The organism is Bacillus licheniformis DSM 13 = ATCC 14580 (genome assembly GCF_000011645.1).
Lineage (GTDB): Bacteria > Bacillota > Bacilli > Bacillales > Bacillaceae > Bacillus > Bacillus licheniformis.
Genome location: NC_006270.3, coordinates 2,433,618 through 2,446,333, shown reverse-complemented (window position 1 = coordinate 2,446,333; position 12,716 = coordinate 2,433,618). Strand labels below are relative to the sequence as shown.

16 protein-coding genes and 2 pseudogenes are annotated in these 12,716 nt (G+C 48.3%); 10 read left to right on the top strand and 8 right to left on the bottom strand.

Annotated elements, in window-relative coordinates; genetic code table 11:
• Nucleotides 1-135: 135 nt before the first annotated feature.
• Both TRNA_RS33995 and TRNA_RS33990 read left to right on the top strand, forming a co-directional pair.
• Entirely contained in the window at nucleotides 136-510 is a 375-nt protein-coding gene (locus TRNA_RS33995; RefSeq protein WP_009327945.1) for an antibiotic biosynthesis monooxygenase family protein, read from the top strand.
• Nucleotides 507-1,478 (top strand): bifunctional GNAT family N-acetyltransferase/GrpB family protein, encoded by a 972-nt coding sequence (locus TRNA_RS33990; protein WP_003183216.1) that lies wholly within the window; start codon nucleotides 507-509, stop codon nucleotides 1,476-1,478. The genes TRNA_RS33995 and TRNA_RS33990 overlap by 4 nt, the downstream gene beginning before the upstream one ends.
• Before the next feature lie 15 nt (nucleotides 1,479-1,493).
• Here TRNA_RS33990 and TRNA_RS33985 read toward each other — a convergent pair whose 3' ends face one another.
• Nucleotides 1,494-1,691, bottom strand: coding sequence for a CDGSH iron-sulfur domain-containing protein (locus tag TRNA_RS33985; RefSeq protein WP_003183215.1), 198 nt, complete (start codon nucleotides 1,689-1,691; stop codon nucleotides 1,494-1,496).
• A gap of 108 nt (nucleotides 1,692-1,799) precedes the next feature.
• On the opposite strand from TRNA_RS33985, the gene TRNA_RS33980 reads away from it, so the two are divergent.
• Both TRNA_RS33980 and TRNA_RS33975 read left to right on the top strand, forming a co-directional pair.
• Entirely contained in the window at nucleotides 1,800-2,123 is a 324-nt protein-coding gene (locus tag TRNA_RS33980; protein WP_003183213.1) for an iron-sulfur cluster biosynthesis family protein, read from the top strand.
• A 13-nt stretch (nucleotides 2,124-2,136) separates the two neighbouring features.
• The gene (locus TRNA_RS33975) at nucleotides 2,137-2,376 is read left to right on the top strand and encodes a YqkC family protein (protein ID WP_003183211.1); all 240 of its coding nucleotides are present in this window, start codon (nucleotides 2,137-2,139) and stop codon (nucleotides 2,374-2,376) included.
• A 23-nt stretch (nucleotides 2,377-2,399) separates the two neighbouring features.
• Here the strand turns inward: TRNA_RS33975 and TRNA_RS33970 are convergent, their stop codons facing one another.
• Nucleotides 2,400-3,329, bottom strand: a complete 930-nt coding sequence (locus TRNA_RS33970) for an alpha/beta hydrolase (RefSeq protein WP_003183209.1) — start codon at nucleotides 3,327-3,329, stop codon at nucleotides 2,400-2,402.
• A gap of 156 nt (nucleotides 3,330-3,485) precedes the next feature.
• Here TRNA_RS33970 and TRNA_RS33965 point away from each other — a divergent pair, with 156 nt between their 5' ends.
• Complete coding sequence (locus TRNA_RS33965) at nucleotides 3,486-3,719, top strand: YqkE family protein (RefSeq protein WP_003183207.1); 234 nt, start codon at nucleotides 3,486-3,488, stop codon at nucleotides 3,717-3,719.
• Between the two features lie 42 nt (nucleotides 3,720-3,761).
• On the opposite strand, the gene TRNA_RS33960 is transcribed toward TRNA_RS33965, so the two are convergent.
• The 4 genes and pseudogenes from TRNA_RS33960 to mciZ all read right to left on the bottom strand — a co-directional run.
• Nucleotides 3,762-4,682 carry an aldo/keto reductase gene (locus TRNA_RS33960; protein ID WP_003183205.1) on the bottom strand — a complete coding sequence of 307 codons (921 nt, stop codon included), beginning with the start codon at nucleotides 4,680-4,682 and terminating at the stop codon, nucleotides 3,762-3,764.
• Between the two features lie 73 nt (nucleotides 4,683-4,755).
• Nucleotides 4,756-5,103, bottom strand: coding sequence for a DoxX family protein (locus TRNA_RS33955; protein ID WP_003183202.1), 348 nt, complete (start codon nucleotides 5,101-5,103; stop codon nucleotides 4,756-4,758).
• A gap of 5 nt (nucleotides 5,104-5,108) precedes the next feature.
• Nucleotides 5,109-5,714 (bottom strand): TetR/AcrR family transcriptional regulator, encoded by a 606-nt coding sequence (locus TRNA_RS33950; protein WP_009327948.1) that lies wholly within the window; start codon nucleotides 5,712-5,714, stop codon nucleotides 5,109-5,111.
• 110 nt (nucleotides 5,715-5,824) lie between these two features.
• A pseudogene (gene mciZ, locus TRNA_RS43340) lies at nucleotides 5,825-5,941 on the bottom strand (Z-ring formation inhibitor MciZ); the annotation flags it as partial.
• A gap of 76 nt (nucleotides 5,942-6,017) precedes the next feature.
• Between mciZ and TRNA_RS33945 the strand changes: the two are divergent.
• The 3 genes from TRNA_RS33945 to TRNA_RS33935 are packed head-to-tail and all read left to right on the top strand — an operon-like array spanning nucleotide 6,018 to nucleotide 8,209.
• The gene (locus TRNA_RS33945; protein ID WP_025804832.1) at nucleotides 6,018-6,575 is read left to right on the top strand and encodes an NUDIX hydrolase; all 558 of its coding nucleotides are present in this window, start codon (nucleotides 6,018-6,020) and stop codon (nucleotides 6,573-6,575) included.
• On the top strand, nucleotides 6,572-7,735 hold the full coding sequence (locus TRNA_RS33940) for a TIGR00375 family protein (RefSeq protein WP_003183196.1): 1,164 nt from the start codon (nucleotides 6,572-6,574) through the stop codon (nucleotides 7,733-7,735). Before TRNA_RS33945 ends, TRNA_RS33940 begins: the two co-directional genes overlap by 4 nt.
• Before the next feature lie 21 nt (nucleotides 7,736-7,756).
• Nucleotides 7,757-8,209, top strand: a complete 453-nt coding sequence (locus TRNA_RS33935) for a GNAT family N-acetyltransferase (protein ID WP_003183195.1) — start codon at nucleotides 7,757-7,759, stop codon at nucleotides 8,207-8,209.
• Nucleotides 8,210-8,481: 272 nt separating this feature from the next.
• Here TRNA_RS33935 and TRNA_RS33930 read toward each other — a convergent pair whose 3' ends face one another.
• Complete coding sequence (locus TRNA_RS33930) at nucleotides 8,482-9,138, bottom strand: GNAT family N-acetyltransferase (RefSeq protein ID WP_016885960.1); 657 nt, start codon at nucleotides 9,136-9,138, stop codon at nucleotides 8,482-8,484.
• 120 nt (nucleotides 9,139-9,258) lie between these two features.
• A pseudogene (locus TRNA_RS43330) lies at nucleotides 9,259-10,616 on the bottom strand (NCS1 family nucleobase:cation symporter-1).
• Nucleotides 10,617-10,997: 381 nt separating this feature from the next.
• On the opposite strand from TRNA_RS43330, the gene TRNA_RS33915 reads away from it, so the two are divergent.
• Entirely contained in the window at nucleotides 10,998-11,297 is a 300-nt protein-coding gene (locus TRNA_RS33915) for a PTS sugar transporter subunit IIB (RefSeq protein ID WP_003183185.1), read from the top strand.
• Between the two features lie 19 nt (nucleotides 11,298-11,316).
• Nucleotides 11,317-12,663, top strand: a complete 1,347-nt coding sequence (locus TRNA_RS33910; protein ID WP_003183182.1) for a PTS sugar transporter subunit IIC — start codon at nucleotides 11,317-11,319, stop codon at nucleotides 12,661-12,663.
• Nucleotides 12,664-12,716 lie beyond the last annotated feature (53 nt).

The following is a 12,716-nucleotide window of genomic DNA, read 5'->3' as shown; positions in this document are numbered from 1 at the left end:
CGCTGCATGTCAACAATGTGCCGATTGGTTATCACCAGGGATTTTCGATGGAAAAAAGTGTCCAAGGTTTTCGAATGATGGCAGAACGGATCAGGAGTAAGTTCTGGTTATCAAAGAGCTGTGAATCAAAGGGGGATGAATATGATTTCAAAAACGCCGGAGCCGCCGTATTACGCGGTGATTTTCACATCGGTCAGAACGAATGGGGATAACGGCTACAAAGAGACGGCTGAGAACATGCTAAAGCTTGCCGCAGAACAGCCCGGCTTTTTAGGAGCAGAAAGCGCAAGGGACATGAACGGAAAGGGAATAACGGTCTCCTATTGGGAAAGCCTTGAAGCGATTGAAAAATGGAAGTTTCACGGCGAACACCGGCAGGCGAAGGAAAAAGGCCGAACAGAATGGTACTCTGACTTTGCCGTACGGATTGCAAAAGTTGAAGACGCCAGAATTTCGGAGCGTTCCGGCCGGCCCCCGTCAGATGGCACCAGCGGGGAGGAAATGCAATGATTCAATTGTTAAACCAAAAAGATCCGCATACAGCCCGCAGCATTGTAAATGTTCAAAGGCCGGCTTATGAAAGAGAAGCGGAGATCATTCAATTTCAGGGCATTCCGCAGCTGAATGAAACGGTTTTTGATGTAATGGATTCACGAGAAACTTTCATCGGCTCGTTTGAGGGGGAAGAATTAGCCGGAATCGCTTCCTTCATACATACAGCTGAAAAGCTGACGATCTGCAGGCTGGCCGTTCATCCGGTCCATTTTCGAAAGGGGATTGCAATGGCCCTGCTTCGTTATATATTGATGGTGAAGGAAGCCGAATCGTTTGAAGTGACGACGGGTGCGGGGAATGAGCCGGCAAAAGCGCTGTATCGGAAATTGGGGTTTTCTGAAATTGAACAGTATGAACCTGAAAAAGGGGTTGTTCTTTCAAGGCTTACGCTGCAAGCACCGAGAAAGGTTAAAGTCGTCTCCTATAAAGAAGAATGGAAGGGCGAATTTTTCAAGGAAAAAAAGCAGCTTGAAGCGCTTTTCCGGAATGAAGTCTTGCATATTCACCACATCGGAAGCACGTCAATTCCGGGAATGAGCGCCAAGCCTATCATTGACATACTGATCGAAGTGAAAGATCTCGGCTCCGCCGCCGGCTTCGAAAAGGGGATGAAAATGCTCGGCTATGAACCGAAGGGGGAAAACGGAATTCCGGGAAGAAGATTCTATCAAAAAGGGAGACGGAAGCGTACACACCATGTCCATCTGTATGAAAGCGGGCATCCCGATATCAGACGGCATCTCGCGTTTCGGGATTATTTAATCTCCCATCCGGAGCGGGCCGAAGAATATGCTGCACTGAAGATGAAGCTGGCGGAGATGTTTCCGCTTGACATAGCAGGCTATATTGACGGCAAAAGCGGCTGGATAAAAGAGACTGAGCGCTTGGCTGAACAATGGGAAAAGGCGGAGGAGGACAGATAAAGCCCCCCTCCTGCTTCAAGCTCTGACACAAGAGTCGAACATTCCTTTATGGCTTCCGTCACAGTAAGGCATTTTCAGCGATTTTCCGCATCTGCACAGCGAAAAAGCCGGTTTTTCAGGGAAAGGATTTCCTTCCATGTCGATCAGTTCGACGTCTCCCGTGACCCGGAAACCGCCGTTGTCCATCACTTTAATCTGCACTTTTTTGGACATCATTCCACCTCCGAATCCCTTCATATTTATGCCTGACAGCCGGAAACGATGCGCTTTTTCCCGACCCGTGGTACAATGTCCGTAAACATAACAAAGAAGGATGATATCATGCAGCTTGAAATCACTGCTCAGGCAAGACAAGCCATTCAACGGGCAACAGAGCCTTATCCTGATAAAAAGATCCAGCTCCGCTATGATTCCGAGGGATGCGGATGCGCGGTCAGCGGTGTGCCGGTCTTGTGGCTGACGGACGAATTATCGGGAAGTTGCGAGCCCCTTGAGACAAACGGGCTTCCGATTTATATTCAGTCATCGCAAAAAGTCTTTTTTGATGAAGCGATGACCATCGACTATTATGAGAAAGCGGGTGCGTTGATGCTGAAGAGTCCGGCACAGGTGCTTTCTCCCAGAATGAGTATTTTAGTGAAATAGGGTGGCGTTCGATTTGAATCAAAAGGTAAAATCTTTAAAGCAAACCGCTCAAAATAAAACATGGGCGTCCTTTTTACATCAAAATCATCCGTATACACTCCTTCATTGGTCAATCGGAGGGACAGAGTCCGTCAAAAAGGATGTCTGGCTTCTTCAGGATGAAATGACCTTTGAAACAAAGGAATTTGATACAATTGAGACGGCCATCTCCTGGATCGGCGATCATATGAGCGACATTACAGATATCCTGTAGCACCAAAAGAAGGCGGACGAGACTTATGCTCGTTCGCCTTCTTTGTGCCGGTTTGTGATTTCTTGAAGAAAGTCCCGCACCGTGTTTTTGTAGCTGTTTCTGTTTTGGGTGTAGCTCATTGCGTGCGCTCCTCTTTCAGCAATATAAAGCCGTTTCTTCCCCGGTTTTTTCTCGTAAAGCATTTCGCTTGATTCAGCCGGGATATAGTCGTCGTGCTTGCTGTGAATGAACAGCACCGGTTTTTTGATCTTTCCGACGACGGATAAAGGGGAGACATCACGGATGCGGTAGCCGTCCCGCCATCTCAAAAAGAGGCTGGCGAGCGGCAAAATGAAAGCTCCTGGAAGATGAAAATCTTCTTTCAGCCGGTAAATGAGCTGATCCTCAAATGTGGCAAACGGACAGTCGGCCACATAAAAATCAGCCTCGGCGTCATCCATTCCCGCGTAAAGAAGGGTTGTGACAGCGCCCATCGATTCGCCGTGAATCCCGATCAGCGCTTGTTCGCCGTGTTTTTCCCTCAGCCAATTGACAACCGTTTTCAAATCGTTTTTTTCATAATATCCGTAGCTCGTCGTTTTTCCGCCGCTTGCGCCGTGCCTTCTGTGGTCATATATGACGGCGTTCCAGCCGAGATCCAGAAACAGATTCATATATTTGATTGAATTCAGCAGATTCATCGTCACTCCGTGGCAGATAATCACGGTGTTTTTCGTTTTGTGCGGGTGCACGTAGTACCCTTTAATATTGTAGCCGTAAGAAGAAGCGAGGGTGATTTCTTCCTTCGGGAGAGCGGCGAAAGCTTTTTCGTCATAATGGCCGTCGGCAGTTTCCCGCTCAATAATGTATTGGTCGGTCCGTTTTTTAATGTACATGATTTGATTCGTAAAATAGATTCCGAGCGCAGCAATGAACAGCAAAACCGCTCCGATAGCAGCCAGCCAAATCAACATTTGTTGTATTCTTCCTTTCTTAAATGCTTCTCTCTTTATCATACCACACAACCATTGAGATTTGCCGAGGGGGGCGGCTCCCAGAGTGACGGCTTGCCTGAACTTTTAGATTCCTGATAAACTATCATCACAAACAGGGAGAACGGAGGACAGGAAATGGGAAAGAAAAAACAAGACCCAAATACCCGGCAGCTGCTGAAAGATGCACTCGCCGACGATTTGAAACATAAGCTTCAGCAAATGAAAAGCGAATTGAAAGAGGAGGACGAGAAAAGAAAAGAGCGTGAGAAAGAACGGCTTATCAAGGAAAGACAGGAAAGGGAAAAAAATAAAAGCTTTGAAGAACTCCTCAACGAAAGCGGACTTGACGACTGGAGGAAGTATAAGTAAAGAAGCACCGTCTGCCAAAGAGACGGTGCTTTCTTATTGAATTCATTCGCGATGCGCAGTGTACACGTCGCGTTTTGTATAAAAGCGGAGCGCTTTGATTTCCTGTTCTGTCAGGCTGCGTCCGCCGACAGATTCAACGTTTTCCCGAAGCTGGGAGAGTTTGCTCGCCCCGGGGATGACCGCGCCGACAGCCGGCTGGGCGAGAATATACTTCAGCGCGGTTTCGGTTGCGGATAAATCAGGCGCTGTTTTTTCAATGTCCGCCTTTGTTTTGATGAGTTCATCGTAGGAATATGATAAATAGCCGCTTTTCTTAATCGATGCGTTTGCATCTGACAGGGGTTTTTCTGTCAGAATCCCTTTTGCCAGAGGTCCTCTTGCAATCACGCTGATTCCATGTTCTTCAAGGAGAGAAAGCCATTCCTCAGGCCGTCTGTCCAACAAGCTGTATTGCATCATGACTGTGACGATGTTTGATTTTTTGACGTATTCCTTTATGACGTTCGGCCGGATCGAGGAAATGCCGTAATGGCGGATGACGCCTTCCTGTTTTAACTCTTCAAAGGCCTCAATCGTTTCGTCGATGTTATCTTCGATCGTTCCGCCATGCAGCTGATAAAGATCGATATAGTCGGTTTGCAGCCGCTTTAAGCTGCGTTTGACGGCTTCTTTTATGTATGCTTTCCGGGGATCCCAGAACCAGCCCGGTTTTCCTTCCTCCCAGCGGTTTCCCGCTTTTGTGGCGAGGATGACATCTTGGCGCCTTGATTTGATCGCTTCACCGACAATTTCTTCGTTGCGTCCAAAATCGTACAGGTCGGCAGTATCCAAGTAATTGATGCCGAGTTCCAAAGCTTCATCCAGAATTGACAGTGCGTGCTTTTTGTCCGTTCCGAGAGACATGCAGCCTAGGCCGACTTCACTCACCTGTAAATCGGAATGTCCGAGCGTCCTTTTTTTCATAAGCCTCACTCCTTTTTTTCTTACTTTGACCGTAATACAAAGGAGCGAAGTTTTCAACCCATCGGCATCGGGATCAGAAGTACAGCTCGACGATGATCATGCTTAGGGCGCAAATCAAACAAACCGCGGCAGGGATGGCCGTGAAAAAAGGCTGCCGCGCCCGGACCAGGTGGGCATGGATGGCTCCTGTCATAAGCAGGGAGAATAACAGCCCCGAACCGACAGCCAGATGCACATTCCAAATTCCGCCGATCATGCCAAGCGCTCCGGCGATTTCGAGACATCCTGTAACAGAAAGAAACCACAGCGGATATTCATAATGGCGCCAATGTTCGACTTGAAAAGGAACGTGCAGCACCTTGATTACGCCTCCGGTCAGCATAAATGCCGCCAGCCCTGCTTTTAAGAAAATAAATGCCACTGTGTTCACTCCGTTTCTGGATGCTGCGGATTTACGAGCATTCCGTGGATCAAAAGATCCGTGATTTGTTTTGCGAGACTTGAGGGGTCCTTTGATCCGTCAAGCAAATAGATATCGGCAAGGTGCTCAATCATGCCTGTCAGACATTCAGCAACGGTCTCCATTTCCAGGTCGGATCGGAAGTAGCCGAGCTCCTGCTCTGCTTTCAAGTTTTCTTTCAAGGCGAGCGTTAAATCTTTTTTCATTTCGCCTGCTTCAGGGCTGAGAAAAAAACCGATGCGAGTCAAATCGGGGTCCTCTGCCAAAAATCGAAATACAGCCTCTACAGCGGCCGTTACCCGTTTTGATACGTGTTTTTTCTCGATTCCTTTCTCTAAACGGAACGATTCGATCAGATTTTTTAAGTTCGCGTGAAAGCCATTGATCAGCTCGTCATAGATGGCGTCCTTGCTTGGGAAATATAGGTAGAAAGAAGGCTGAGTCAGTCCAGCTCTTTTCACAATCGTACTCACTTTTGTCTCATGGAATCCCCGGTTTGCAAATTCGTTTGCAGCGACCTCGAGCAGCCGCTTCCGGCTTTGTTTGCCTTTGCGGCCCTTTTCAATTCCCACATCATCCGCCTCCAAATAATAATACTTGTGAGTAACATTACTCACAAGTATTATTTCATGCAGCCCTTCTTGATGTCAATAAAATTAAGCTTTTGCAGGCGATTTTCTTTTTCAGAAAGCCAATCTTTCACATAGTGATGCGTTCGTCCGTATTCCTTCAGCTTGGCGCGGATTTCCCATGCTTTCCCAGACATGACGATGCGGTCATTCAGGCGGTAGACCTTCATGGCGCGTCCCCCTTTCATGGTGTATGATAAAATGTATGGGATCTAAAGCCAGAGCAGAACTTAGGAGATGATCAAACTGAAGCATTTAGAGGAGAAAACCATATCAAAGGAAAAGCTTTTTTCAGGCAAGGTGATCGATCTTTATCTTGAAGATGTCGAACTGCCGAACGGTAAAACGGGAAAGCGCGAAATCGTGAAGCATCCGGGCGCTGTAGCGGTGCTTGCTTTAACTGATGAAGAAAACATCATCTTAGTTAAGCAGTACAGAAAAGCGCTTGAACGGACGATCGTTGAAATACCGGCGGGCAAGCTTGAAAAAGGGGAGAAACCCGAATATACCGCGCTGCGGGAGCTTGAGGAAGAGACGGGATACACGGCGGCGAAGCTTGAGAAAATCACCGCTTTTTACACATCGCCGGGCTTTGCGGACGAACTGGTGCATCTGTACCTGGCTGAAGAGCTGACGCCGCTTGAAGAAAAGCGCGAACTTGATGAAGACGAATTTGTTGAAGTACTGGAGGTGCCGCTTTCAGGCGCGCTGAAACTGATGGAAACTCAGGACATCTATGATGCGAAAACGGCTTATGCCGTGCAGTATCTGGAGCTGAGAAAGGCCCTGCAAGCAAAAAAATGAAAGAAATATTCGCAGACATGCATATCCATATCGGGCGGACGGAATCAGGCCGGCCCGTTAAGATAACGGCTGCCAGAACGCTAACGCTCGACGAAATTTTGATTGAAGCAAGCGAACATAAAGGGATGGAACTGATCGGCATTATAGATTGTCATTCACCCGAGGTGCTGGCCGAAATTGAAAAAGGGGTGTCTTCAGGGCGTTATACAGAGCTTGAAGACGGCGGAATCAAGTATAAAGATACCGTGCTTTTATGCGGGTCTGAATTGGAAATCAATGATGACAGATGCCGCGGCCCGATTCATGTGCTTGCCTTTATGCCGTCGATCTCCGCAATGAAGCAGTTTTCCGGCTGGCTCTCAGAAAGGGTGACGAATATCCACCTGAGCTCCCAGCGCATCTATGAGACGGGCATCGGTCTTCAGCGGAAGGTGAAAGAGCTCGGCGGCCTGTTCATTCCCGCGCACATTTTTACGCCGCACAAGAGCCTGTACGGAAAAGGAGTCGAATTTTCGCTGAAAGAAGTGTTTGACCCGAGGATGATTGATGCGGTTGAACTCGGGCTGAGCAGCGACACCGATATGGCTTCACACGTATCCGAACTGAATCCTTATGCATTTTTGACCAATTCGGACGCCCATTCTCTTGGAAAAATCGGCAGGGAGTATAATAAGCTGCACATCAAACATGCCAGCTTTCAAGAGTTTTCGCTTGCTTTAAAAGGACAAGAGGGGCGTAGCATTGCCGCGAATTACGGGATGAATCCGCAGCTGGGCAAATATTTTCAAACCGCTTGTGAAACATGCGGCCGTCTGCAGGAGGCAGATGAAACGTTGTGCAAAGCGTGCGGCAGCCGAAAGTTTACAAAAGGCGTCAGCACGCGTCTAATGGAGCTTTATGATCAGGATGAAAGCCCGGTCAAGCGCCCGCCGTACGTTCACCAGGTTCCGCTGCAGCTGATCCCCGGCATCGGCCCGAAAACGATTCAGAAGCTGAAAGAGGCTTTCGGCACTGAAATGAATATACTTCACCGTGTAAAAGAAGGCGATCTAAAAGAAACCATTCGTCCGCAGACGGCAGAGCTCGTGATCAAAGCAAGGAACGGGGATTTAGAGCTGAAAGCCGGAGGCGGCGGAACCTATGGAAAAGTGCAGAGCTAAAGGGGGCTTTAGAGAACAGGGATGGAGTGGAAACTAAAATCGTATGAGGAATTGTCGAAGGAAGAGTTGTATCGCATCATCAAGCTCAGAATAGACGTCTTTATCGTTGAACAAAACTGTCCGTATCACGAGCTTGATCACTTGGATGAGCGGGCGCACCATTTATTTCTGAGCCAAGAAGGAGAGATCGCTGCGTATTGCAGGCTGTTCCCGAGCGGCACAGCATACCCCGAGGCATCAATCGGCCGGGTGATCGTCCGCAAAGAAGACAGGGGAAAGGGATATGCGCAGGCGCTTCTTGATAAAGCGATCCGCTTTTTGGAAGGCGAGTGGGAAGAGACAAAGGTCAAGATCAGCGCCCAGAATCATTTGCGTTCCTTTTACGGCTCCTTCGGATTTAAAGCAATCTCAGACGTCTATATGGAGGACGGCATTCCGCATGTGGATATGGTCAGAACGGAAGAAACCGTATGACTTGCGTTTAGAACCCCGCCTTTCTATAATAGTGAGGTAAAAATTTGACAGGAGAGTGGGGAACATGGCCAAAAGCAAGGCAAGGAAAAAGCGCGAGCACATGTTGAGAAACACAGGCAGAGATGCCGCCGCATCAAGAGGCAAGGCGCCGGACTTCGGCACGCACGTCAGAAAAACGAAAAGCAGGCGGGAAGAGCTTGCAAAGCTGCATATGAAACATAAACGAAAGAACCCTTATGATTTGCTTCATGAAGATCATAAGGGTTCTTTTTTTAGAAGATGCGCGAATAAATGCATGTGTCCCGATATTCGCTCAAATCGTTCGAAAGGTCATCGCTTTGTAAAACGGCTTCAAGCTCGAAACCGAGGCGCTCCGCCATTTTTCTGCTTTTCGTGTTCATGCTGTCACAACATATCTCAAGCCGCTTGGCTCTGACGTGTCTTCTCGCGAAATCAATGAGACCGTTAAGCGCTTCTGTCATGTACCCTTGTCCGGAAAATTCGGAACTGCGCCAATAGCCGATTTCAAACCGTTTCGCTTTCCAGTCCATGCGGTGAAGACCGGTGCTGCCGACGAATTTTCCCGTTTCTTTATGGAAAATATGCATCCGCAAATCGTTGCGCAAAATAAAATCGGCCTGTGCCCGCCTGACGTTGATTTCTACACGCTCTTCCTCGGGGATCTCCCTTGCAAACGGCATCCACGGCTTTAGTTCTGAAAACGAAGCTGCAATAGCATCATATACTGCCTTGCCGTCACCGGCGCGCGGTGCTCTGATCAGCAGGCGCTCTGTTTCGAAGCTGTCCGGAAAATCGAGCAGTATCGGATTCATAAAGTATTCCTCCCGCAGGTGTTTTTCATGAAATGTTGCCACCGCAGGCGACGTGATCCAAAAGGCCTGTCCGTCGAACTCGGCGCCCGTTTGCATCATTGCTCTCCATCGACCAGTGGAAAATTTTTGATAATATGAGTCTATCATAAGCTGCCTTTGAAAAAAAGAGGTAAGAAGAAAAGGCATTTTTCACTAGCGAAAAATCCTTTTTCGATATTACCCGCTTATTTTTCTTCCGCCGCCTTCGTATTGAGCCGTTTCATTTGAAATGGCAGCCGGCGGATGGATGCGCATTAAAAAGATATAGGCGAAGGCAGCGATCAGCACGCCCGAAAACCAGGAGATGTCATAAAGCGGCTTCATGGCGGGGATGTAAGAGCCGATGAGAGATATAAGCGCTCCGAGAGCTACCGCAGCAAAAGCCCTGTAATTATAGCCTTTATAATACATATACTGTCCTTTTGCGGAATAGAGATCTTCGAGGCAGAGGGTGCGCTTCCGGATGATGAAATAATCGGCGAGCATAACGCCTGCGACCGGGCCCAATATTCCGCCGATCGTGCCGAGAAACGAAAACACACTCGCTTCATTCTCCATCAGCTTCCATGGAAAAGTGAACAGGGCCAAAACTGCTGTCAAATAGCTGCCTCGCTTGAAATCGATGTATTTCGGCAAAAAATTGGCCAGATCATAGGCAGGCGAGACAATATTTGCCGCAACGTTTACCGAAATGGCGGCGATGCAAAGCGTAATGACCGAAAGAGCGATCACGTACGGATTGTCAAAATGGGCGAGAATATCGACCACGTCCCAAATCGGCTCCCCGAAGGCAGCCTGTGAGCCGGAGGTGACGGTGATGCTTGCAGAACGAATGTGCCCGGCAAACCGTAAAACTGTCCTCTGATTTGTTCTTTTTGGGAGGCTGCAAACCTCGTAAAATCGGGAATGTTCAAAATGAGCGTCGCCCAAATGCCGATAATCCCCGTCACACCGGCAAGAAATGGCCAAATTAATTCGCTGAATGTCTGAAATTTTCCCGGCTGCGAATAAATCGGACCGAGCCCCCCTGCAATATCGACCGCCCACCACACCATCCCGCCAAAGACGAGATAAACGAGCGGGCCGGCCCAGACTTCAAACCTTCTAATCGACTCCATTCCGTGATGGAGGACGAGAAGATGAATCCCCCAAAAGAAAACAAATGACAAAAGACCCGGTAAATGCAAACCAAATAAGTTCCAGTCGCCGCCGATGTCTTTCCAGCCGCTCCATACGTTTAAGATCAGGATGTTGATCGCCGTGCTTCCCGCAAACGCTTGAATGCCGAACCACATAATCGCTACGAAACCTCTGAGGAGCGCCGGTATATTAGCCCCGTAGATCCCGAAAGAAGACCTAATTAATACTGGAAAAGGCACGCCGTATTTTGCGCCGGCATGTCCATTCAACGCGAGGGCCGCGTAGAGAACAATCGAAGCGACGGCGATAATCCCAAGCACTTGCCACGGAGAAAGTCCGATCGCAATCAGTCCGCCAACCGTTGCATAAGTCGGGATGTTATGGATGCAGCCCATCCAGATCGATGCGAAATTAACCGCTTTCCATGTGCGTTCCTCCGGCTTCAGAGGCTGCAAGTCGCTGTTTGAGAGCGTGAGGTCTGTTTGAATTTTTTCTTGATGGACAGGTTTCATGTAATCCCTCCGGATTTTTTAAGGAAAAATATAACTCATTATCCTGAAAAATTCATTAGATAAACTAAACAAATGTTTCAAGGCGTTTGTTGAGGTTGACTAAACGAGCCGTTTGAAACAGCTATAAAAATATTGATTTTTATGAAACAGTTGTCTATCTCGATCATAGGATAAAAGACCAGGTTGAAATGTTTCTCCGCATCATAATGAAAGCGTTTTCTTTGCGGCGGAGGAAAAGATGAATCCAAAGGGGGTCAATTGATAATGAAGAAAATTTTATTGGTTTGTGCGGCCGGCATGTCAACGAGCCTGCTTGTCAGCAGAATGAAAAAGCATGCAGAGGCGCTGAACGAAGAGGTCGACATCATTGCTCTGCCTGTATCCGAAGCGGGGACTGCCGCGTCAAGCGCGGACGTCGTATTGTTGGGGCCGCAAGTCAGGTACCAAAAGTCACAGGTTGAGGCGAGCGCAGGAGACACGCCGGTCCAGGTGATCGACATGCGAGACTACGGCACCATGAACGGCGAAGCTGTGCTGCAAAAAGCGCTGCAGCTGATGAAATAAAAAAGGAGGGGAGATAGGGATGAGCGGGTTTATGGAGAAGTTTGAGCGGAACGTGGAGCGGTTTTTGGTTCCCGTTGCTGCAAAATTGAATTCACAGCGCCATATATGTGCGATCAGAGATGCTTTTATTCTATCATTTCCGATTATTATGGCAGGATCGATTATCATTTTATTGAATTTTGCCATTTTATCTCCGGACGGGTTTATCGCCAAAATTTTATTTCTTGAAAAGATATTTCCGAACTTGGCTGATTACCAGTCGGTCTTTACGCCCGTACTGCGGGGGTCGCTCGATATTATGTCCATATTTGTCGTGTTTCTCGTCGCCCGCAATTTAGCCATCTCAATGAAAGCGGATGAACTGCTTGCCGGATTAACGGCTGTATCCTGTTATTTTATCATTTATTCACCGTACCGCCTGATCGAAAACGAGAGCTTTTTAACGACGAAATGGCTCGGCGCCCAAGGACTGTTCGTCGCCTTAATCATCGGAATCATCGTCGGTGAAGTGTTCAGCAGGCTATCAAATGCCAAGCGACTGCAAATTCATATGCCTCCGCAGGTGCCGCCTGCGGTCGCCCGGACATTTAAAGTGCTGTTTCCGATCATCTTCATTACGATTGGTTTTGCGATATTAAGCTTTGCGCTGATGTCCCTGTCGAAAAACGGTCTGCATGAATTGGTGTATACTGTGCTGCAGGCGCCGTTGAGAGAGATGGGAACGAATATTTTCACCGTTGTTTTTCTTGGAATCGTCGCCAACTTTTTATGGCTGTTCGGCATTCACGGTCCGAATACGATTGCGGCGATCAGAGAAACGATTTTTGCAGAAGCAAACCTTGAAAACCTCGGTTTTGCCGCTAAAACAGGCTCTGCATGGAACGCTCCGTTTCCTGAAACATGGGCGCTGAATGACGCCTTTGCGAACTACGGGGGATCAGGCATGACGCTGGGGCTTTTGATCGCGATATTCATCGCTTCAAAGCGGCGGGATTATAAAGATATCGGCAAGCTTTCGATCGGGCCGGGAATATTTAATATCAATGAACCTGTCATTTTCGGACTTCCGGTCGTGCTCAATCCAATCTTCATGATTCCCTTTATTATCGTTCCGGCAGTCAATACTGTCATCGGCTATTTGTTCATCAAGTTTCAGCTGATTCCGCCGATCGCATACGCTGTTCCGTGGACAACGCCAGGGCCGTTGATTCCGTTTCTCGGGACCGGAGGAAACTGGCTTGCGCTCGGCGTCGGCTTTCTCTGCCTCGCCATTTCAACGATGATTTATCTGCCGTTTGTGATGGCTGCCAACAAGACTGTGAATACGGACAGGGAGCATTCCGCGGAAAACAGGAAGGAATCATAACTTTAGACGGGGCGCCTTTTACGGGCGCCCGTCTTTTTTTAAAAAAAGTCATG